Source organism: Burkholderia sp. Ac-20379, from assembly GCF_017104645.1.
In the GTDB taxonomy this organism is placed as follows: Bacteria; Pseudomonadota; Gammaproteobacteria; order Burkholderiales; family Burkholderiaceae; genus Burkholderia.
In genome coordinates this window covers 1-19,639 of sequence record NZ_JAAGPF010000032.1, presented here as the reverse complement: position 1 = coordinate 19,639, position 19,639 = coordinate 1, and the positions used below count along the sequence as shown (strand labels likewise).

The following is a 19,639-nucleotide window of genomic DNA, read 5'->3' as shown; positions in this document are numbered from 1 at the left end:
GGGGTGACTGAAGTGTGCTGCCGGCTGTAAAATCCGTCCAACAAATGAACGATATAAATGATTATTTGAATTATGGATTTTCATGGCATCGACCTGAACCTGCTGGCGGCCTTCGACGCCCTCATGAACGAGCGCAACGTCACGCGCGCCGCCACCCAGGTGGGCGTGAGCCAGCCGGCCATGAGCGCGGCGCTGGCGCGGCTGCGCCGGCTGTTCGACGATCCGCTGTTCCTGCGCAGCGCGGGCGGCCTGCTGCCCACGCCGCGCGCGCGCGATCTGGCCGAGCCGATTTCGCAGGCGCTGCGCCAGATCGAGGCCACGCTCGTGAAGAAGCCCGCGTTCGAGCCGGGCAAGGCCGCGCTGCGCTTCAACCTCGGGCTGCCCGATTACCCGGCGTTCGTGCTGCTGCCCGCGCTGTTGCAGGCGCTCGGCGAGCAGGCGCCGGGCATCGCGGTGGACGTGCACGCGTTCAGCGATCGCGACCACGCCGTCGACCTGCTCGATGCGGGCGCGATCGACGCGGCGATCGGCGTGCCGCCCACGCGCGCCGAAGGCCGGATCCTGGCGCGGCCGATCCTGCGCGACGCGTTCGTCACGATCGTCGCGCGCGATCACCCGGCCGCGCGGCGCGGCATGGACATGAAGACGTATCTGGCGTTGCCGCACGTGCTCGCGTCGCCCGAAGGCGAGCGGCACGGGCTGGTGGATCAGGCGCTGGCGCAGCAGGGCCTGCAGCGCACGCTGGCGCTGACGCTGCCGCAGATGTTCGCGGTGCCGTCGGTGGTGGCGCGCTCGCGCATGACGGCCACCGTCATGAAGCGCGTGGCGCTCAGTTCGCCGGCCGGGCGCGAACTCGTGATGTTCCCGCCGCCGGTGGCGCTGCCGGAGATCGTGATCCATCTGATCTGGCATCGCCGCAGCGAGGGCAGCCCGGCGCAGCAATGGCTGCGCGCGCTGATCGAAACCGTCGCCGCGCAGCTGTGAGGCGCGCGGCGCGTCAGCCGAGCGTCACGAGCGCCTTGCCGGAGAACGCGCGCAGGCGCAGCGCGTCGAGATGCGCGGGCAGCGCGTCGAAGCCGGCCGTCGCCAGCGCTTCGGTGGCGAGCCGGCCCGCCGCGATCTGGCGCAGGATCGCCTCGCCGGCCTTGACGAGACGCGCCCAGTCGTCGTCGCTGCCATGCGGATGCAGCGCGCCGAGCGCCACTTCGTGCAGCGACAGCGCGCGGCCGAACGGCGCATTCGGCCAGGCCGCCGCGCGCCCCTGAATGCAGACCAGATGGCCGTTTGCCCCGAGCGCCGGCGCGAGCTGCGCCGCGTGATCGGCGTTCACGCTGTCGACGACGGCGAAATAGCGGCCGGCGTGCGCGTCGGCCCAGCCGCTCGCGGCGTCGAGCGGGCCTTCGATGCACGCCTGTGCGCCGAGCGCGCGCAGGCGTTCCCAATGGCGCGGATGACACATCGCGTCCACCTGAAAGCCGAGCGCCGCGGCGAACTGCACCGCATACAGCCCCACCGCGCCACCCGCGCCGCTGATCAGCACGCGGCCGCCCTCGCGCAGCGGCAGCTTGTCGAACGCGAGCCACGCGGTCAGCGCCGGACACGGCATCCCGGCCGCGGTGGCGAGGTCGACGCCGTCCGGCACGCGCAGCACCGCGCGCGCCGCCACCGGCGTGTACTCGGCGAAGCTGCCGGGCGTGGCCAGATCGGTGTGATAGGCCACGCGCGTGCCGATCCAGTCGGCCGGCACGTCGTCGGCCACCGCCACCACGGTGCCCGCGCCGTCGACGCCGGGCACCTTGCCGGGCGCCCAGTCCACCAGATCGCCGCCGAGCACCTTCCAGTCCACCGGGTTCAGGCCGATCGCGGCGTTGCGCACCAGCATCCGGCCGGGCGCGAGCGGCGCGGCCGCCACGTCGGCCAGGCGCAGCGCAAGCGGATCGGCGCTGCCGGCCCAGGTCCAGGCGCGCCAGGTCGAGGGGATCGACGGGCCGGCGGTTTCAGTCGTCATCGTCGTCATGTCAGCGGTACGCCCCGGCCGAGTAGGTCAGTTCGTAGCTGTGGCTGTAGATCTCGAGGATGTTGCCGAACGGATCCTCCATGTAGACCATCCGATACGGCTTCTCGCCCGGAAAGTATTCGCGCACCGGCATGCGCTGCTTGCCGCCGGCGGCCACGATGCGTGCGGCCAGGCCTTCCACGTCCGGATCCTGCACGCAGAAGTGGAACACGCCCGTCTTCCAGTATTCGAAGTTGTTCTCCGGTTTTTGCGCGTTCGGGAACTGGAAGATTTCCACGCCGATGCGGTCGCCCGTCGACAGGTGCGCGATGCGGAACGATCCCCAGCCCGCGCCGAACACGTCGGTGCACATCGTGCCGATCGCGCTCTCGTCTTCGTGGATCTCGGTGGGCGGCATGATCAGATACCAGCCCATGACTTCGGTGTAGAACTTCACGGCGGCATCGAGATCGGTGACGGACAAACCGATGTGCGAGAACGAACGGGGATAGGTGGCGGACATCCTTGGGCTTTCCTTGCGAGAGAGAAGGCGTCAAGGGTAGGGGGCCGCGAGCCATAAGGAAACGCAGGTTTCGTGATGGTTTCGATGAATTTTGCTTATGGCTGCGCGTTGTCCGAAGGCGCGCCGCGGCGCGATTCGCTTCGTCATGCCAAGCAATCGGCGGGCAGGAACGGGCCGGCGATGCCCTCGATCGGTGCGGTTGGCGCACCGATGCGGCGTTCGATTCGCGTGGCGCCCGGCCGGCGTGCCGTGCGGCGCGGCTTGCCGCCCTGGGTCGATTCTTGCGTAACAAAACGAAGCGGCGGGCGACTCGGCCTGCCGATCCGAACCGGGAGGACTTCGATGTATCGCTCGCCCCAACTCACCCCCGAGCTGTTGCTGCTGCAGCACGCGTCGAACGGCAACGCACCCTTCGAGCGCGCCTTGCTCGCACGCCTCTGGCAACTGATCGGCCTGCGCCGCGCGGGCTGACCTGTGCGGCCGTTCAGGCCGCGCACCCGTTTTTTTCGATGAACTGAATCAGGGAAACCACTCGTCAGCGTTTCTACTAGGTGTGAATAAAGTCTGATCATTCGGGGCCGTAGTAAACGCGGTGCGCCGGAGACTGGGATCAACAATTCGTATATCGAACCACTTCACGGACCAAGAATGAGAACCGCGCGGGTCCGGCGTCCGGGTTTCGTTCGACCAATCGATCCATTCACATGCTTAAAAACCTGTCGATTCGCCATTGCGTGAACGCGATCATCGGCCTGTTCGGCCTTGCATTGATCGCCGGCGCGCTGCTCGGTGTGGCCTCCCTGAATTCGGCGAATCACGACCTGAAGCAGATGTACACGGTCGACACGCCGGCCGTGGCCAACCTCGAAGGCAGCTCGGGCCAGTTGCTGCGCCTGCGGCTGTCGCTCGCCACCTACGATTCGCTGACCAACATCGGCGACGCGGCCGGCGCCGATTCGGCGTTCAAGCGCTCGGATCAATACATCAAGCTGTCGAACGAGCGCTTTGCGGCGTATCTGGCGCAGGCCGGCGACGATCCGGGCGCGCGCGCCCTGATCGACGAGATGCAGAAGCGCCGCGACGAGTTCATCCATCAGGGCATCGAGCCGGCGATGGCCGCGCTGAAGGCCGGCGACAAGGCCGGGTTCGGCGAGATCCAGGGGCACAAGCTGTCGCCGCTGTACTCGGCCTACGAAAAGGCGATGCTCGCGCTGGAGAAGCACCAGGTGGATATCGGCCAGGCGCGCTACGAAGGCGCGCAGCGGCAATTCTCGATGGTGATCGTGGCGGTGGCGGTGGGCCTCGCGCTGGCGATCGCGCTGTCGCTGTTCGTGCGGATCTGGCTCGTCAACGCGATCGTCAAGCCGGTGGATGCCGCCGTCGAGAATTTCGGCCGCATCGCGAGCGGCGATCTGACCAGCCAGGTCGAGGTCACGAGCCATAACGAAATGGGCAAGCTCAGCGAAGCGCTGCGCAATATGCAGGACTCCCTGACATCCACGGTGGGCGCGGTGCGCAGCAGCACCGAATCGATCAACGTGGGCGTGGGCGAGATCGCGGCGGGCAACACCAACCTGTCGCAGCGCACCGAGGAGCAGGCCGCCTCGCTGGAGGAAACCGCCGCCAGCATCGAGCAACTGACCTCCACCGTGAAGCAGACCGCCGACAACGTGCGCCAGGCCAGCTCGCTGGCCGAGGGCGCGTCGGGCCTGGCCGCCGAGGGCGGGCAGCTCGCGCGCGACGTGGTCGGCACGATGCAGGAGATCGTCGGCGATTCGCGCCGGATCGGCGACATCGTCGGCGTGATCGAGGGCATCGCGTTCCAGACCAACATCCTCGCGCTCAATGCCGCCGTGGAAGCGGCGCGCGCCGGCGAGCAGGGCCGCGGTTTCGCGGTGGTCGCCAGCGAAGTGCGCTCGCTCGCGCAGCGCAGCGCCACGGCCGCGAAGGAGATCAAGGGCTTGATCGTGGAATCGACGCAGCGCGTGCAGACGGGCGCGGACCTCGTCGAGCGCTCGGGCACCACGATGAACGAGATCGTCACCGCGATCGGCCGCGTGAGCGGCATCATGAACGAGATCGCCGTGGCGTCGAGCGAGCAGAGCGACGGCATCGACCAGATCAACATCGCCGTGTCGCAGATGGACGAGGTCACGCAGCAGAACGCCGCGCTCGTCGAGCAGGCGGCCGCGGCGGCGGCCTCGCTGGTCGATCAGGCGCAGCGCCTGGGCGATGCGGTGTCGGTGTTCCGGATCGCGCAGCACGCGCAGGCGGCCTCGTTCGCGCGCGGCGGCGCGGCGGTGCAGGGCGGGATGCGGGCGGGCGCGCCGCAGTTCGCCTGAGCGCCGTATCGGCGCGTCGAAAGCGGCGTGAAAAGCGAGTTTTTCTTGCGAATCGCGCGCCGCTTTCGCTCAAAAATTGATCGTGCCGGCTCTTACCATGATCGTCGCGAATCGCCGGGTTGCCCCGGCGGTGCCGACTCATCGTGAAGGAGCCTGACCATGCTGGTTGTGAACGCACGCGCCGAACGGCGCGCCTACCCGGACGCGCTGAAGGCGCTCATGTCGGTCGAACGGGCCGAGGAAAGCCGCAACTGGATCGCCAACTGGCGCGGCGTGTCGCGTCACGCCACGCCGCTGTACGACCTGCCCGATCTCGCCGCGCGGATCGGCGTGGCGCAGGTGCGGGTCAAGGACGAATCGGTGCGCTCCGAGCTGGGCAGCTTCAAGGCACTCGGCGCGCCCATCGCGCTCGTGCGGCTGATCATGCGGCTGAACGCCGACGCGCAACTCGATCCGGCCGGCTTGTTTCGAGGTGCTTACCGGAGCCGGCTCGACGGCTTCACGGTGGTGAGCGCAACCGACGGCAATCACGGCAAGGGCCTCGCCGCGGCGGCGCGCAGCATCGGCTGCCGCTGCGTGATCGTGCTGCATGCCAACGTCAGCGTCGAGCGCGAGGCGGCGATCGCGGAGCAGGGCGCGCAGATCGTCCGCATCGCGGGCAACTACGACGAATCGGTGGCGGAAGCGGCGCGGCTGGCCGAGGCGAACGGCTGGCAGGTGGTGTCCGACACGTCCTACCCCGGCTACGAAATCATTCCGCGCGACGTGATGCAGGGCTATGGCGCGGTGGCGGCGGAAATCGTCGAGGCCACGCGCGGGCCGGGCGGCGCGCCCGCGTTCAGCCATGTGTTCCTGCAGGGCGGCGTGGGCGGCCTGGCCGCCGGCATCTCCAGCTACTTCTGGGAAGTGTTCGGCGAGCAGCGGCCCACGGTGGTCATCGTCGAGCCGGAGCAGGCCGACTGCCTGTTCCAGAGCGCCATCAGCGGCGTGCCGGAGAAGGCCACCGGCTCGGTCGATTCGATCATGGCGGGGCTGGCATGCGGCGAAACCTCGCCGCTGGCGTGGCGCTTCCTGGTGACCGGCGCCGATTACTTCATGACGATCCGCGATGCCGACGCCGTCGTCGCGATGCAGATCCTGGCGGCCGGCTCGGTCAGCGACATCCCGATCGTGTCGGGCGAATCGGGCGCGGCGGGGTTGGCCGGGCTGCGGGCGCTGGCGGCGGACGGCGCGCTCGCGAAGGCCGGCATCGGCAGCGCATCGCGCATTCTCGTCATCAACACCGAGGGGGCGACCGCGCCGGCGGTGTACGCGGAACTGGTGGGGGAACGGGCGGAAGACGTGTTGCGGCGGCAGGCGGCGTGGGTGGGCGGACGCGCTGCTTGAGCCGAATGCAGGCGGCTGGCGGCCGTCGCCATCGAACGGCCGCCTAGCCCGCTTCGAACCCGTGCCGCGCGAAAAACCGCTCCATCTCGTGCGCCGTGGCACGCGCGCCGGAAAACAGCCCGACATATTCAGGAATTCGTTCCATCCGCACGGCCACCGGCTCGCGCGAGCGCAGCGCCACGTAGCCGAGTTGAACGAAATACACTGAGCGCCCGCGCACCTCGGCCGCTTCGGCGGCATAGCCGAAGCGCGTGAACATCGCCGCCAGCGCGTCGATCCGCTTCGCATCCTCTTCCCTGGCAATCGCGGCGATCTCGGGCGATTGCTGCGCCCAACTGCGGATCGCCGCCTCGTAACGCGTGTCGAACAGGCTGTCGTCGAGGCAGCAATCGAACACGTTGAGCAGGGCCTCGCCGATGCTGTCCGCATAGGCGCCGGCCCTCGCCACCCAACCCCCTGTGTTTTGCGTGCGCCAGCGCTCGAGCAGCGCCGCCAGCAACGCGTCGCGGCTCTCGTAGAAACGATAAAAGCTCGCGCGCGACGATCCGAGCCGGTCGGCCAGCGGCAGAATCCGGACGGCTTCCACGCCGCCTTCCAACAGGCTGTCGGTGGCGGCGTCGAGCCAGATTTCCGGGCTCAGGCGCGCGCGCTCGTCAGTGCGATAGACATCCATTCACAAGACTTCCTTGCCATGACTTCCTGACTTCGGCGCCGCCGGTCGCATGGCGCAACCGGCGATCCAGGATCCGCGGGAATCGGTGCAACTGGGCCCGCGGGAAGGGTTTTCCCTCGACGGTGTACATATTTGTTTTGTTTACTTGACACCAATGTACAGCAAATCCTAACCTGATTCGCACAAGCAACACGGTGGTTTCTTAAAACGATTCGTCCCCTGTCGAGGCATCGAAAAAAATGTCGAGCGATCCGCTGCTGCAGCCGTACACCCTCAAACACCTGACGTTCCGCAACCGCATCATGCTGCCGTCTCATGAGCCGGCTTATGCGGAGGACGGCATGCCCAAGGCCCGCTATCGGGCGTATCACGTCGAACGCGCCAAGGCCGGCATCGCACTGACGATGACGGCGGGTTCGGCCGCGATTTCGAAGGACAGCCCGCCGGTGTTCAACAACATCCTGGCGTACAAGGACGAAGTGGTGCCGTGGATGAAGGATCTCGCCGACGCCGTGCACGAGAACGGCGCGAAGATCATGATCCAGATTACCCACCTCGGCCGCCGCACCCGCTGGGACAAGGGCGACTGGCTGCCGGCGGTGTCGTCGTCGCACGAGCGGGAACCGTCGCACCGCGCGTTTCCGAAGCGGCTCGAGGATTGGGATCGCGAGCGCATCGTCAAGGATTACGCCGACGCCGCCGAGCGCATGCAGGCCGCGGGCCTGGACGGCATCGAACTCGAAGCGTACGGACACCTGATGGATCAGTGCTGGTCGCCGCTGACCAACACGCTCGACGCACCGTATGGCGGCTCGCTCGAAAACCGCATGCGCTTCACGTTCGACGTGCTGCGCGGCATTCGCGAGCGGGTGGGCGAGGCGTTCGTGGTGGGCATCCGCTACACGGCCGACGAGATCATCGCCGGCGGCCTGACGAAGGAAGACGGCATGCGGATCTCGATGGCGCTGAAGTCCAGCGGCCTGATCGATTTCCTCAACGTGATTCGCGGCCACCTCGAAACCGACGCGGGCCTCGCGGACATCATTCCGGGCATGGGTTCGCGCAGTGCGCCGCATCTCGATTTCGCCGGGGAAATTCGCAGTGCTACCGAATTTCCGACGTTCCATGCGGCGCGGATCCAGGACGTGCCGACTGCGCGCCACGCGATCGCGTCGGGCAAGATCGACATGGTGGGCATGACGCGGGCGCACATGGCCGACCCGCACATCGTGCGCAAGATCATCGAGCGCCGCGAGGACGACATCCGCCCGTGCGTGGGCGCGAGCTACTGCATCGATCGTATCTACCAGGGCGGCGCGGCGTTCTGCATCCATAACCCGGCCACCGGCCGCGAAGTGACCACGCCGCACGACGTGCCGCGCGCCGCCGCCAAGCGCAAGGTGGTGATCGTGGGCGCGGGGCCGGCCGGGCTGGAGGCTGCGCGCGTGGCGGGCGAGCGCGGCCATGACGTGGTGGTGTTCGAGGCCATGAACGATCCGGGCGGCCAGATTCGCCTGACCACGCAAACGGCGCGCCGCAAGGAGATGATCGGCATCGTCGATTGGCGCATGGCGCAATGCGAGCGGCTCGGCGTGCGCTTCGCGTTCAACACGTATGCGGACGCCAGCACGATTTCCGACGAGCAGCCCGATATCGTGATCGTCGCCACCGGCGGCATGCCGCACACGGAGGTGCTGCGCGAGGGCAACGAACATGTGGTGTCGTCGTGGGACATCCTGTCGGGCGACGTGAAGCCGGGCCGCAACGTGTTGATCTACGACGACGCGGGCGACCACGCGGCGCTGCAGGCCGCCGAAATCATCGCGCAGGCGGGCGGCAAGGTCGAGGTGATGACGCCCGACCGCGCGTTCGCGCCGGAAGTGATGGCGATGAACCTCGTGCCGTACATGCGCGAGTTGCAGAAGCTGAACACCACGTTCACGGTCACGTATCGCCTCACGGGCGTGCGCCGCGACGGCGGCGACTATGTGGCGACCATCGGCAGCGATTACGTCGAGATGGCCGAGGAGCGCCGCTACGACCAGATCGTCGTCAATCACGGCACGATCCCGAGCGACGATCTGTACTTCGAACTGAAGCCGCATTCGAAGAACCTCGGCAAGGTCGACTACGACGACCTGATCGACGGCAAGCCGCAGGTGGTCGACAGCAATTCGAACGGCCGCTATCAGCTGTTCCGGATCGGCGATGCGGTGGCCGCCCGCAACACGCACGCGGCCATCTACGACGCGCTGCGTCTGATGAAAGACCTGTAAGCCCTTCGCGTTTCCCGTCGGCCGGGCCGGCCGCTGCTTCGCGCCGGCCCGCCCGTTCCCCGCAGGGCGGCTCGCCAGGCGATGTATTGCGCCGAAAACGGATCCGGCCTGGATTGTCGTTGTCGAAAGAAGGAGTCGTACGTGAATCCTGTTTCAACCGCAACGCAGGTTCAGCCGGATCGCGATCCGCCCGGGCTGGCCGCTGGCCATGCCGTGTCGTCCGTCGATGCGTCGCTGCTCGATGCGTTCTCGCGCATCGATCGCCCGGCCATGCGCCGCTACCGGATCGAGCGCTTGCGCGCCGAACTGCGCAAGCACGATTACGCGGGCATGCTGCTCGCCGATCCGCTGAACATCCGCTACGCGACGGATACCAACAACCTCGGGCTGTGGGTCATGCACTCGCCGAGCCGCTACGTGTTCGTGGCGACCGACGGCCCCGTGATCCTGTTCGATTTCACGAGCAGCAAGCACAACAGTCAGCATATCGAATCGATCGACGAGATCCGCCCGGCCACGCCGTGGATCTATTTCCTGGCCGGCCCGCGCGTGGACGAGAAGGCGGCCGATTGGGCGCGCGAGATCGCCGATCTGGTGCACCGCTACGGCGGCGGCAACACGCGGCTGGCGGTGGACCGGTGCGACCCGTGGGGCGCCGATCGGCTGACGCAGCTCGGCGTGCAGTTGTTCGACGCGCAGCCGCTGACCGAGCAGGCGCGCATGATCAAGGGCCGCGAGGAACTGGAGCAGCACCGCATCTCGATGGCCGTGTGCGACCTCGGCGTGGCGCGGATGCGAGCCGCGTTGCAGCCCGGCGTGACCGAGAACCAGCTGTGGGGCGTCTTCCACGATACCAACATTTCGCACGGCGGCGAGTGGAACGAAAGCCGCCTGCTGACCTCGGGCGGGCGCACCAACCCGTGGTTTCAGGATTCGAGCAACCGCGTGATTCAGGCGGGCGAGATCGTGGCGTTCGATACCGACATGGTCGGCCCCGGCGCGTGCCTGTCCGACATCTCGCGCAGCTTCGTGTGCCCGGGCAAGCCGGCCACGGCCGCGCAGCGCGACCTGTTCGGCTATGCGGAAGAGCAGATCCGCTACAACGTCGGGCTGCTGAAGGCGGGCCTGAGCTTCCGCGAGTTCGCCGAGCGCTGCTGGGACGTGCCGCAGCGCTTCATCCACAACCGCTACATGATGATGCTGCACGGCGCGGGCATCGTCGACGAATACCCGAGCGTGCCTTACGCGGTCGATTTCGATGCCTGGGGCTACGACGGCACGTTCGAGGAAAACATGGTGCTGTGCGTCGAGAGCTATATCGGCGTGGAGGGCGGCTCGGAAGGCGTGAAGCTCGAAGAGCAGGTGGTGATCACGCGGGACGGCGCGCAGTTGCTGTCCGCCACGCCGCTGGTCGCCGGCCTCGACGGCTGACGCCGCATCCCAATGCAACCGGAGTCGACCATGGCTCACGCGCCTGCCCTGATCAATGCCGACGATGTGCTGCGCGACGCCGATCCCCGGCTGTTGGTGGACGCCTTGTTGCGCAGTCACCAGCAACCGGTGGAGGTCGCCGGCCGCTTTCACGCGAGCATTGCGCGCGAAGGGCGGGCCGATGCGGAGGCGCTGGTCTGGCTCGGCAGCGACCGCGCCGGCGGGTTCGGCGCGAAGGTGATCGCCATCTCGCCGGACAACGCGCAACACATGCCGGGCGCCGACGCCGCCGAACCGATCCATTCCGCCTACGTGTTGTTCGACGGCGAGGCCGGCCGGGTGCGCGCGCTGATTCACGGCAATGCGTTCACGCGCTACAAGACGGCGGCCGATTCGGCGCTCGGTGCGCGCCTGCTGGCCCGCGCGAACCCGGAAACGCTGGTCGTGATCGGCACGGGCGCGCAGGCGGCCACGCATATCGCCGTGATGGCGGCGGAATTCCCTTCGCTGCGGCGCATCTCGGTGTGGAGCCGTAGCCACGAGAAGGCGGTGGCGCTCGTGGCGGGCTGCCGGTTGCCGCACGCCCGGGACGTGGCGCTCGAAGCCGTCGTGTCGCTCGAAGCCGCCGTTGCTCGGGCCGATCTCGTTGTCAGCGCAACCAGCGCCACGTCGCCGGTGCTGAAGGGCGCATGGCTGCGGCCGGGTACGCACGTCGATCTGGTCGGCAGCTACACGCCGGCCATGCGCGAAGCCGACGACGACGCCGTGCGGCTTGCGCGCGTGTACGTCGATCATCGGGCACTCGTGATGGAGCACTGCGGCGACATTACCCAGCCGATCGCATCGGGCGCGATACGGCCCGAGGACGTGCTCGGCGACCTGTTCGGCCTGTGCGGCGGGACGGTGGAAGGCAGGCGCGGCGATGCCGACATCACGCTGTTCAAGAACGGCGGCGGCGGGCATCTCGATCTGATGATCGCAACCTGGATGCTCGAATACGTGAGCGGCCAGGCGTGCCGCACGACGAAGCCGGATCGACGTCGTCGATTGGGATGACTGACGAGTAGCTTGATGAAAAACGTGAATCAACTTGTGCAAAAGCATCGCTTGAGCCGGGTTTTTTGACTGAGTCCAATGTCTTCTTCGAAGTACCGGTCGCAGCGTGTTGCCTAGCGCGTCCCCACCAGCGAGCGGGTCAATCAGAACGGCTTATCAGCGCAAGACAGTCGACGGAGAGAACTCGATGAACAGCATTGCAGCGCCCTTCCTGAAACCAGAAGAGAACGCGATACGGGTCACGCGCGCCGATGCGGCCGTCCTGTGCGTCGAGAACGTGGGCAAGACCTTCGGCGCGCATCGCGTGTTGCAGGACGTCAGTTTCGAGATGCAGGCCGGCGAGGTGATCGCGATCATCGGGCCGAGCGGCTCCGGCAAGAGCACGCTGCTGCGGTGTATCAACCAGCTCGAACCGCCGACCGAAGGGCGCGTGCGCATTGGCGGCGTGACGATCGAATCGGGCCATGCGCCGGCGCGCCGCGAACTGGTGGCGCTGCGCCGCCAGATCGGCATGGTGTTCCAGTCGTTCAACCTGTTCCCGCATCTCACGGTGCTGCGCAACGTGAGCCTCGCGCAGGAACGCACCATGAACCGCAGCCGCAAGGAGGCGGACGCGCGCTCGATGGAGCTGCTCGAACGCGTGGGCCTGGCGAGCAAGGCGGGCCTGTATCCGGTGCATTGCTCGGGCGGCCAGCAGCAGCGCATCGCGATCGCGCGGGCGCTCGCGCTGGAGCCGGAAATCATGCTGTTCGACGAGCCCACCTCGGCGCTCGATCCGGAGCTGGGCCTCGAAGTGCTGGCCGTGATGAAGGAACTGGCGCAGTCGGGCATGACGATGATCGTGGTGACGCACGAGATGCATTTCGCGGAGAGCGTGTCGGACCGCGTGATCATCATGGCCGACGGCCGGATCCTGGAGGCGGGACCGAGCGAGGCCGTGATGCGCCGGCCGCAGACCGAGCGCGCCGCGAAATTCCTGAGCGCCGTGAGGGACCGCTGATCATGTCGCACTTCTCCGCCATTCTGGCCGGCGTGCCATGGACCATCGCGCTGACCCTGCTTGCCTTCGCGATCGGCGCGGCGCTCGGGCTGCCGCTCTGCGCGCTGCGCCTGTCGTCCAACCGTGTCGTGCGCAGCGTCGCGAGCCTGTTCGTGGTGAGCTGCCGCTCGATTCCGCCCATCGTCTGGCTGTTCGTGGTGTTCTTCGGCATCGGCAACGATCTGCTGTCGATGAGCCCGTTCACGGCGGCCGCCATCGGGCTGGGCGTGGTGACCGCCGCGAACATGTCGGAGGTCTATCGCGGCGCGCTCACGGCGATCCATCCGGGGCAGCACGAAGCCGCGAAAGCGCTGAACCTGTCGCGCCTCCAGCAGTTCCGCGACGTGGTGTTCCCGCAGTTGATGCGCATCGCGTTGCCGACCGCGGCCACCTATCTGATCGGACTGCTCAAGGATTCGGCGGTGGCCTCCACCATCGGCGTGAACGAACTGGCGTTCTCGGCGTATCACGTGTCGCAGGACACGTTTCGCGGCCTGAGCGTGTATGCGATCGCCGCGGTGCTGTACATCCTGTTGAGCCTCCCGGTGGCATGGCTGTCGCGCTGGGCCGATCTGTCTCTTCGTGCGCGGGTGTCGAGATGAGCGAAATCCTCGAGATGTGGAAAACCTGGCTGCCCGATCTGCTGGCGGGCTACTGGCTGTCGCTGCAGGTCGCGGTGCTGAGCCTCGCGATCGGCATTCCGCTCGGGCTGCTGCTGGCGCTGTTCGTGTCGGGCCGCTCGAAGGCGGGGCGCGCCATCGCGCTGGTGTTCGTGGAGATCGGGCGCGGCGCGCCGGCGCTGATCCTGCTGCAGTTCTTTTATTTCGGGCTGCCAAGCGCCGGGCTGGCGCTGTCGTCGTTCATGTCGGCGGTGGTGGCGCTGGCGTGCTGCTCGGGCGCCTATACGAGCGAGATCATCCGCGCCGGTTTCGAGGCGGTGCCGTATGGCCAGAAGGAGGCGGCGGCCGTGATCGGCCTGAGCGGCGGCGATGCGCTGCGTTACGTGATCATCCCGCAGGGCCTGCGCGTGGCGCTGCCGGCGCTGCTCGGCTTCTCGATCATGATGCTGCAGGCCACCTCGCTGTGCTTCACGATCGCGCTGCCCGAAATGGTCAGCCGGGCGTCGACCATCGGCTCGTCGACGTTCGAATATCTGCCGGTGCTGGCGCTCGCGGGCCTGCTGTTCGCCGTGATCTGCGTGCCGGCCACGTTCGCCGTGTCGGCGCTCGAGCGGCGTCTCGGCCGTCATGCCATGCGCTGATCGCCTCTTTCTTCTGTTGGCCTGTCGAGCCGATTTCCGTCCTTAACCTGCAACTGCCGTGCACCCTCGGGGATTATTCATGAAGCGAATTCAGCACCTCTCGATTGCCGCCGCCGGGCTCTTCTGTTCGTTGCTTGCCGCCGGCGCGCATGCGCAAGGCGCGTGCAAGCCGGCCCATCAGTTCCAGACCATCACGCCCGGCGTGCTGTCGATCGCCGCCTGGGATTTCCCGCCCTACGCGATTCCGGCCGGACGCGACGACGTGAAGGGCGTGGACGGCGAGATCGTCAAGAAGATCGCCGCGAAGGAGTGCCTGAAGATTTCCGTGTCGGTGGTCGATCCGGCCGCGGTGGTGCAGTCGGTGGTGTCGAAGAAGGCCGACATCGCGCTGGGCGACTGGTATCGCACGGCCGACCGCGCCAAGGTGGTGGGGCTGGGCAGCCCGATGTATCTCGACCAGATGGGCATCATCTCGAAGGACGGCATCGACACGGTGGGCGGGCTGGCCGGCAAGAAGATCGGCACGGTGACGGGCTACCTGTGGCTGGCCGACCTGCAGAAGACGTTCGGCGACAGCCTGGTGGTGTACCCGAACCCGGTGGCGATGGCGCAGGATCTGATGACCGGCCGCATCGACGCGGGCACCGACAGCTACGCGGTGGCGCAGTTCAACCAGAAGAAGGGCGGCTATTCGGGCATGAAGATCACGGTGGCGAAGCCGGATCAACGTGTGGCCGCCACGCTGATGCCGGGTCAGACCACCATGCCGTACACCAAGTCGAACACGGCGCTCGGCGAGGCGCTGAGCGCCGATATCGACGCGCTGCGCAACTCGGGCGAGATTTCGAAGATTCTTCAGTCGTACGGATTGTCGCCGACCGCCACCGACGTGGGCGCGCCGCGCCTCGTGCGATGAGCGGGGCCGTGCCGTTCACGCAGGCCGTGGCCGGCTCGCAGCACCTGCACGCCGCCGAGCGGCAGTGGACGCCGTCCGATGCGCCCGGCTTCGAGATCGTGACGCTGTTCGAGAACCGCGCCACCGGCGAGCTGACGCAGTTGATGCGGGTGGCGCCCGGCGCCTACGCCGGCCCGCATTCGCACGATCGCCTCGAGGAGATCCTGGTGCTCGACGGCACGTTCGCCGACGACGCCTGCGAATATCGTCAGGGCTCCTATTGCATTCGCGCGCCGGGCGCCGTGCACACGGCGCGCTCGGCAACCGGTTGCGTCGTGCTGCTGGTGTATCGCGGCGCGCCGCAGGAATCGGCTTCATAAACTGGATGGAAACCCGAGCATGATCATTCTCGTACCCGTGAAGCGCGTGGTGGACTACAACGTGAAGGTTCGCGTCAAGGCGGACGGTTCCGGCGTGGACACTGCGAACGTGAAGATGTCGATGAACCCGTTCGACGAAATCGCCGTCGAGGAGGCGGTGCGGTTGAAGGAAGCCGGCGTGGCCACCGAGGTGGTGGCGGTGTCGGTGGGCGTGCCGCAGGCGCAGGAAACGCTGCGCACGGCGCTGGCGATCGGCGCCGATCGCGCCGTGTTGGTCGAGGCGCCCGACGGCGTCGAACCGCTCGGCGTGGCCAAGCTCCTCGCGGCGCTGGTGGCGCGCGACAAGCCGTCGCTCGTGATCGTCGGCAAGCAGGCGATCGACGACGATTCGAACCAGACGGGCCAGATGCTGGCCGCGCTCGCCGGCCTGCCGCAGGCCACGTTCGCGTCGAAGGTGACGATCGCCGACGGCCGCGCGACGGTCGCGCGCGAAGTGGACGGCGGCTCCGAAACGCTCGCGCTCGCGCTGCCGGCGGTCGTGACCACCGATTTGCGGCTCAACGAGCCGCGCTACGTCACGCTGCCGAGCATCATGAAGGCCAAGAAAAAGCCGCTCGAAACGCTGAAGCCGGCCGATCTCGGCGTGGACGTGACGCCGCGCCTGAAGACGCTGAAGGTGGCCGAGCCGCCGAAGCGCAGCGCCGGCATCAAGGTGCCCGACGTGAAGGCGCTGGTCGACAAGCTGAAGACCGAAGCGAAAGTATTGTGAGGATGACTGACATGACGATTCTCGTGATTGCGGAACACGACAACGCGCAACTGAAGGCCGCGACGCTGAACACGGTGGCCGCCGCGGTGCGGATCGGCGGCGATATTCACGTGCTGGTGGCCGGCCATCGCGCCGAGGGCGCGGCGCGCGCCGCCGCGGCGCTGCCGGGCGTGGCGAAGGTGCTGCATGCCGATGCGCCGCATCTGGAAGCGGCGCTGGCCGAAAACGTCGAGGCGGCGGTGCTGGCCAATGCGGCCGGTTACACGCACGTCCTCGCGCCGTCCACCGCGTTCGGCAAGAGCGTCGCGCCGCGCGTGGCGGCGAAGCTCGACGTGGCGCAGATTTCGGACATCACGGCGGTGATCGATTCGAACACGTTCGAGCGGCCGATCTACGCGGGCAGCGCGACGGCCACGGTGCAGTCGCCGGAGGCGGTGAAGGTGCTGACGGTGCGCCTGACAGCGTTCGATCCGGTGCCCGCGCAAGGCGGCAGCGCGGCCATCGCGAGCGTGGCGGCGGGCGCGGCGTTCGGCGCGGTGGCGTTCGTGTCGCGCGAGGTGACCCAGCTCGACCGCCCCGAGTTGACCGACGCGAAGATCGTGGTATCGGGCGGGCGCGGCCTCGGCAGCGGCGAGAACTATCGGAAAGTGCTCGATCCGCTGGCCGACACGCTGCACGCGGCGCTGGGCGCCTCGCGCGCGGCGGTGGACGCCGGCTACGTGCCGAACGATTATCAGGTCGGCCAGACCGGCAAGATCGTGGCGCCGCAGCTGTACGTGGCGGTGGGGATTTCCGGCGCGATCCAGCATCTGGCCGGCATGAAGGATTCGAAGCTGATCGTGGCGATCAATCAGGATCCGGAGGCACCGATCTTCAGCGTGGCCGATTACGGCCTGGTGGGCGACCTGTTCGAGGTGGTGCCCGAGCTGACCTCGGCGATCGCCTGAGCGGCGCGCGCGGGCTGCGTCAGCCCGCGCTCTTGCCGCGCTTGCCCTTGGCCGGCAGGCGCGAGGTGAAGCGCTTCATCTCGCGCTCGGTCGGTTCGTGGCCCGCGAACACCACGACGTACTGGGCGATGCGGCTCATCCGCACCGACATCGGTTCGACCGTGCGCATCGAGACATAGCCGATCTGCGTCAGGTACATCGCGCGGGCGCGCACGTCGGCCTCGAGCGGCGAATAGTCGAAACGCTTGAACATGGTGGTGAGCGCCGCGATGCGCGTGGCGTCCTCCTTGGCCATCACCGCGGCGATCTCGGGCGCTTGCTGGCCCCAACTGCGGATGGCCGCCTCGTAGCGGTTGTCGAAGATCGAATCGTCGAACCAGCAATCGAACACGTTCAGCACCGCCTCGGCGATGCTGTCGGCGTAGGCCGATGTTTGGGACACCCAATTGACGGTGTTCTTCTCCTGCCAGCGTTGCAGCAGCGTGGCGAGCAGCGCTTCGCGGTTCTCGAAGAACCAGTAGAAGCTGGTGCGCGACAGGTTCAGCTTCTTCGCGAGCGGAAGGATGCGCACGGCCTCGACGCCGCCTTCGAGCAGGCTTTCGGTGGCCGCGTCGAGCCACATGTCGGCCGACCCTCTGACATTGTCTTCGACGTCTGTCTCATCCATCAGGCATGTCCTTCCTTCAGTTTAATCATCGGCATGTTGTCTCTGGGCTCCATTGTGCCTGATCCCCTTTCGTGAGGGCCTGTTCACTGATGTTTTCTCAATTGACACATGTGTACATCAACTCTACTCTACGTCGAAGTTTCCAGGGCTGGCCAATCATTATTTGAGGATGTCTTATGAAATCGCGTGCCGCGGTGGCGTTCGCGCCGGGAAAACCGCTTGAAATCGTGGAGATCGACGTCGCGCCGCCGCGCAAGGGTGAGGTGCTGGTGCGCATCACCCACACCGGCGTGTGTCACACCGACGCGTTCACATTGTCGGGCGACGACCCCGAAGGGCTGTTCCCGTGCGTGCTCGGGCACGAAGGCGCGGGCATCGTGGTGGAGGTGGGCGAAGGCGTGACGTCGGTGCAGCCGGGCGATCACGTGATTCCGCTCTACACGGCGGAATGTGGCGAATGCCTGTTCTGCAAATCGGGCAAGACCAACCTGTGCATCGCGGTGCGCGCCACGCAAGGCAAGGGCGTGATGCCGGACGGCACCTCGCGCTTCTCGTACAACGGCCAGCCGCTCTATCACTACATGGGCTGCTCGACGTTCAGTGAATACACGGTGGTAGCCGAGGTGTCGCTGGCGAAGGTGAACCCGGCCGCGAACCCCGAGCACGTGTGCCTGCTCGGCTGCGGCGTGACGACCGGCATCGGCGCCGTGCACAACACCGCCAAGGTGCAGCCGGGCGACAGCGTGGCCGTGTTCGGGCTCGGCGGCATCGGCCTGGCGGTGATCCAGGGCGCGCGGCAGGCGAAGGCGGGGCGCGTCATCGCGGTCGATACGAACCCCGGCAAGTTCGATCTGGCGCGCGCGTTCGGCGCGACCGATTGCATCAATCCGAAGGACCACGACAAACCGATTCAGCAGGTCATCGTCGAGATGACGGGCTGGGGCGTCGATCATTCGTTCGAATGCATCGGCAACGTCAACGTGATGCGCGCCGCGCTCGAATCGGCGCATCGGGGCTGGGGGCAATCGATCGTGATCGGCGTGGCCGGCGCGGGGCAGGAAATCTCGACGCGGCCGTTCCAGCTCGTCACGGGCCGTAGCTGGCGCGGCACGGCGTTCGGCGGCGTCAAGGGCCGCTCGCAACTGCCGGGCATGGTGGAGGACGCGATGCGCGGCGACATCGAGCTCGCGCCGTTCGTCACGCACACCTTGCCGCTGGCGGACATCAACGCGGCGTTCGATCTGATGCACGAAGGCAAGTCGATCCGCACGGTCGTCAATTTCGCGGGATGACCGGTTTCGGGGCGCGGCGCAACCGGTGCGCCGCGCCGGTAGGTTCATTCAGGAGAACTTCATGAGCACGGTAGCGATTCATCCGCTGGTCGATTCAGGCGTGAAGCCCGGCGTGCCCGGCTTTGCAGGCGGCAGCCTGCATTGCCGCTGCGCGACCGATCCGGTCGAGGTCAAGGTGAGCGCCAACGTCGCGCACAACCACGCGTGCGGCTGCACGAAATGCTGGAAGCCGGCGGGCGCGGCGTTTTCGGTGGTGGGCGTGGTCGGCCGCGACAAGGTGGCGATCACGCGGCACGCCGAGAAGCTGGCGGTGGTCGATCCGGCCGCCGCGATCCAGCGCCATGCATGCAAGGCGTGCGGCACGCACATGGTCGGGCGCATCGAGAACCGCGACCATCCGTTCTACGGGCTCGACTTCATCCACGTCGAGCTGTCTGACGAACCCGGTTGGGAAGCGCCGGGTTTCGCGGCGTTCGTCTCGTCGACGATCGAGGCGGGCGCGGCCCGCCCCGAGCAGATGGATGCGCTGCGCGCGCGCCTCGCCGAACTCGGCCTGCCGCCCTACGACGCGCTGAACCCGCCGTTGATGGATGCGATGGCGACGCACGCCGCCAAGCGCAAGGGCCTGCTGTAAGCCGCCGCGCTCACACCATGTCGTCGCCGGTCGGTTCGGGCGCCGGGCCGCGACGGCGCGCGCGCGCGAGCC

At 67.4% G+C, this 19,639-nt stretch carries 20 protein-coding genes; 16 read left to right on the top strand and 4 right to left on the bottom strand.

Going from position 1 to position 19,639, the window contains the following annotated elements:
- The first annotated feature begins 72 nt into the window (after positions 1–72).
- Positions 73–984: a LysR family transcriptional regulator gene (locus tag G3N92_RS06860; RefSeq protein ID WP_206126706.1), complete on the top strand. Its 912-nt coding sequence runs from the start codon at positions 73–75 to the stop codon at positions 982–984.
- 13 nt (positions 985–997) lie between these two features.
- Here G3N92_RS06860 and G3N92_RS06855 read toward each other — a convergent pair whose 3' ends face one another.
- Entirely contained in the window at positions 998–2,008 is a 1,011-nt protein-coding gene (locus G3N92_RS06855) for an alcohol dehydrogenase catalytic domain-containing protein (protein ID WP_241014626.1), read from the bottom strand.
- A gap of 10 nt (positions 2,009–2,018) precedes the next feature.
- Positions 2,019–2,519 (bottom strand): lactoylglutathione lyase family protein, encoded by a 501-nt coding sequence (locus tag G3N92_RS06850; RefSeq protein ID WP_206126705.1) that lies wholly within the window; start codon positions 2,517–2,519, stop codon positions 2,019–2,021.
- 72 nt (positions 2,520–2,591) lie between these two features.
- Between G3N92_RS06850 and G3N92_RS06845 the strand changes: the two genes are divergently transcribed.
- The 3 genes from G3N92_RS06845 (at position 2,592) to G3N92_RS06835 (ending at position 6,247) form a co-directional block, all read left to right on the top strand.
- The gene (locus G3N92_RS06845) at positions 2,592–2,990 is read left to right on the top strand and encodes a hypothetical protein (protein WP_206126704.1); all 399 of its coding nucleotides are present in this window, start codon (positions 2,592–2,594) and stop codon (positions 2,988–2,990) included.
- 233 nt (positions 2,991–3,223) lie between these two features.
- Entirely contained in the window at positions 3,224–4,861 is a 1,638-nt protein-coding gene (locus tag G3N92_RS06840; RefSeq protein ID WP_206126703.1) for a methyl-accepting chemotaxis protein, read from the top strand.
- A 159-nt stretch (positions 4,862–5,020) separates the two neighbouring features.
- Positions 5,021–6,247, top strand: coding sequence for a diaminopropionate ammonia-lyase (locus G3N92_RS06835; protein WP_206126702.1), 1,227 nt, complete (start codon positions 5,021–5,023; stop codon positions 6,245–6,247).
- Between the two features lie 43 nt (positions 6,248–6,290).
- Here G3N92_RS06835 and G3N92_RS06830 read toward each other — a convergent pair whose 3' ends face one another.
- A complete protein-coding gene (locus G3N92_RS06830; protein ID WP_206126701.1) occupies positions 6,291–6,920 on the bottom strand; it encodes a TetR/AcrR family transcriptional regulator in 630 nt (209 codons plus the stop codon).
- Between the two features lie 239 nt (positions 6,921–7,159).
- Between G3N92_RS06830 and G3N92_RS06825 the strand changes: the two genes are divergently transcribed.
- The 10 genes from G3N92_RS06825 (at position 7,160) to G3N92_RS06780 (ending at position 16,974) form a co-directional block, all read left to right on the top strand.
- Positions 7,160–9,196 (top strand): NADH:flavin oxidoreductase, encoded by a 2,037-nt coding sequence (locus tag G3N92_RS06825; protein WP_206126700.1) that lies wholly within the window; start codon positions 7,160–7,162, stop codon positions 9,194–9,196.
- Between the two features lie 141 nt (positions 9,197–9,337).
- Positions 9,338–10,627 (top strand): Xaa-Pro peptidase family protein, encoded by a 1,290-nt coding sequence (locus G3N92_RS06820; RefSeq protein ID WP_339385829.1) that lies wholly within the window; start codon positions 9,338–9,340, stop codon positions 10,625–10,627.
- Positions 10,628–10,657: 30 nt separating this feature from the next.
- Positions 10,658–11,683 (top strand): ornithine cyclodeaminase family protein, encoded by a 1,026-nt coding sequence (locus G3N92_RS06815; protein ID WP_206126698.1) that lies wholly within the window; start codon positions 10,658–10,660, stop codon positions 11,681–11,683.
- Between the two features lie 187 nt (positions 11,684–11,870).
- On the top strand, positions 11,871–12,683 hold the full coding sequence (locus G3N92_RS06810) for an amino acid ABC transporter ATP-binding protein (RefSeq protein ID WP_206126697.1): 813 nt from the start codon (positions 11,871–11,873) through the stop codon (positions 12,681–12,683).
- 2 nt (positions 12,684–12,685) lie between these two features.
- On the top strand, positions 12,686–13,324 hold the full coding sequence (locus tag G3N92_RS06805) for an amino acid ABC transporter permease (protein WP_206126696.1): 639 nt from the start codon (positions 12,686–12,688) through the stop codon (positions 13,322–13,324).
- Positions 13,321–13,983: an amino acid ABC transporter permease gene (locus tag G3N92_RS06800; protein ID WP_206126695.1), complete on the top strand. Its 663-nt coding sequence runs from the start codon at positions 13,321–13,323 to the stop codon at positions 13,981–13,983. Before G3N92_RS06805 ends, G3N92_RS06800 begins: the two co-directional genes overlap by 4 nt.
- 79 nt (positions 13,984–14,062) lie before the next feature.
- Positions 14,063–14,899, top strand: coding sequence for a transporter substrate-binding domain-containing protein (locus G3N92_RS06795; protein ID WP_206126694.1), 837 nt, complete (start codon positions 14,063–14,065; stop codon positions 14,897–14,899).
- A complete protein-coding gene (locus tag G3N92_RS06790; protein ID WP_206126693.1) occupies positions 14,896–15,258 on the top strand; it encodes a cupin domain-containing protein in 363 nt (120 codons plus the stop codon). The genes G3N92_RS06795 and G3N92_RS06790 overlap by 4 nt, the downstream gene beginning before the upstream one ends.
- 19 nt (positions 15,259–15,277) lie before the next feature.
- Positions 15,278–16,027, top strand: a complete 750-nt coding sequence (locus G3N92_RS06785; protein WP_206126692.1) for an electron transfer flavoprotein subunit beta/FixA family protein — start codon at positions 15,278–15,280, stop codon at positions 16,025–16,027.
- An 11-nt stretch (positions 16,028–16,038) separates the two neighbouring features.
- Positions 16,039–16,974, top strand: a complete 936-nt coding sequence (locus tag G3N92_RS06780) for an electron transfer flavoprotein subunit alpha/FixB family protein (RefSeq protein WP_206126691.1) — start codon at positions 16,039–16,041, stop codon at positions 16,972–16,974.
- 19 nt (positions 16,975–16,993) lie between these two features.
- Here the strand turns inward: G3N92_RS06780 and G3N92_RS06775 are convergent, their stop codons facing one another.
- The gene (locus G3N92_RS06775; protein ID WP_206126690.1) at positions 16,994–17,641 is read right to left on the bottom strand and encodes a TetR/AcrR family transcriptional regulator; all 648 of its coding nucleotides are present in this window, start codon (positions 17,639–17,641) and stop codon (positions 16,994–16,996) included.
- A 176-nt stretch (positions 17,642–17,817) separates the two neighbouring features.
- On the opposite strand from G3N92_RS06775, the gene G3N92_RS06770 reads away from it, so the two are divergent.
- Both G3N92_RS06770 and gfa read left to right on the top strand, forming a co-directional pair.
- Positions 17,818–18,933 carry an S-(hydroxymethyl)glutathione dehydrogenase/class III alcohol dehydrogenase gene (locus G3N92_RS06770; RefSeq protein ID WP_206126689.1) on the top strand — a complete coding sequence of 372 codons (1,116 nt, stop codon included), beginning with the start codon at positions 17,818–17,820 and terminating at the stop codon, positions 18,931–18,933.
- 61 nt (positions 18,934–18,994) lie between these two features.
- Positions 18,995–19,567: an S-(hydroxymethyl)glutathione synthase gene (gene gfa, locus G3N92_RS06765; protein WP_206126688.1), complete on the top strand. Its 573-nt coding sequence runs from the start codon at positions 18,995–18,997 to the stop codon at positions 19,565–19,567.
- Positions 19,568–19,639 lie beyond the last annotated feature (72 nt).

What these genes read in the sequence shown, in the direction of transcription:
- G3N92_RS06835 (WP_206126702.1), top strand. Translation starts at nt 5,021, where the DNA reads ATGCTGGTTGTGAACGCACGCGCCGAACGGCGCGCCTACCCGGACGCG.
- G3N92_RS06825 (WP_206126700.1), top strand. Translation starts at nt 7,160, where the DNA reads ATGTCGAGCGATCCGCTGCTGCAGCCGTACACCCTCAAACACCTGACG.
- G3N92_RS06785 (WP_206126692.1), top strand. Translation starts at nt 15,278, where the DNA reads ATGATCATTCTCGTACCCGTGAAGCGCGTGGTGGACTACAACGTGAAG.
- gfa (WP_206126688.1), top strand. Translation starts at nt 18,995, where the DNA reads ATGAGCACGGTAGCGATTCATCCGCTGGTCGATTCAGGCGTGAAGCCC.
- G3N92_RS06855 (WP_241014626.1), bottom strand. Translation starts at nt 2,008, where the DNA reads ATGACGACTGAAACCGCCGGCCCGTCGATCCCCTCGACCTGGCGCGCC.
- G3N92_RS06775 (WP_206126690.1), bottom strand. Translation starts at nt 17,641, where the DNA reads ATGGATGAGACAGACGTCGAAGACAATGTCAGAGGGTCGGCCGACATG.
- G3N92_RS06800 (WP_206126695.1), top strand. Translation starts at nt 13,321, where the DNA reads ATGAGCGAAATCCTCGAGATGTGGAAAACCTGGCTGCCCGATCTGCTG.
- G3N92_RS06770 (WP_206126689.1), top strand. Translation starts at nt 17,818, where the DNA reads ATGAAATCGCGTGCCGCGGTGGCGTTCGCGCCGGGAAAACCGCTTGAA.
- G3N92_RS06840 (WP_206126703.1), top strand. Translation starts at nt 3,224, where the DNA reads ATGCTTAAAAACCTGTCGATTCGCCATTGCGTGAACGCGATCATCGGC.
- G3N92_RS06860 (WP_206126706.1), top strand. Translation starts at nt 73, where the DNA reads ATGGATTTTCATGGCATCGACCTGAACCTGCTGGCGGCCTTCGACGCC.
- G3N92_RS06805 (WP_206126696.1), top strand. Translation starts at nt 12,686, where the DNA reads ATGTCGCACTTCTCCGCCATTCTGGCCGGCGTGCCATGGACCATCGCG.
- G3N92_RS06795 (WP_206126694.1), top strand. Translation starts at nt 14,063, where the DNA reads ATGAAGCGAATTCAGCACCTCTCGATTGCCGCCGCCGGGCTCTTCTGT.
- G3N92_RS06850 (WP_206126705.1), bottom strand. Translation starts at nt 2,519, where the DNA reads ATGTCCGCCACCTATCCCCGTTCGTTCTCGCACATCGGTTTGTCCGTC.
- G3N92_RS06815 (WP_206126698.1), top strand. Translation starts at nt 10,658, where the DNA reads ATGGCTCACGCGCCTGCCCTGATCAATGCCGACGATGTGCTGCGCGAC.
- G3N92_RS06780 (WP_206126691.1), top strand. Translation starts at nt 16,039, where the DNA reads ATGACGATTCTCGTGATTGCGGAACACGACAACGCGCAACTGAAGGCC.
- G3N92_RS06810 (WP_206126697.1), top strand. Translation starts at nt 11,871, where the DNA reads ATGAACAGCATTGCAGCGCCCTTCCTGAAACCAGAAGAGAACGCGATA.
- G3N92_RS06790 (WP_206126693.1), top strand. Translation starts at nt 14,896, where the DNA reads ATGAGCGGGGCCGTGCCGTTCACGCAGGCCGTGGCCGGCTCGCAGCAC.
- G3N92_RS06830 (WP_206126701.1), bottom strand. Translation starts at nt 6,920, where the DNA reads ATGGATGTCTATCGCACTGACGAGCGCGCGCGCCTGAGCCCGGAAATC.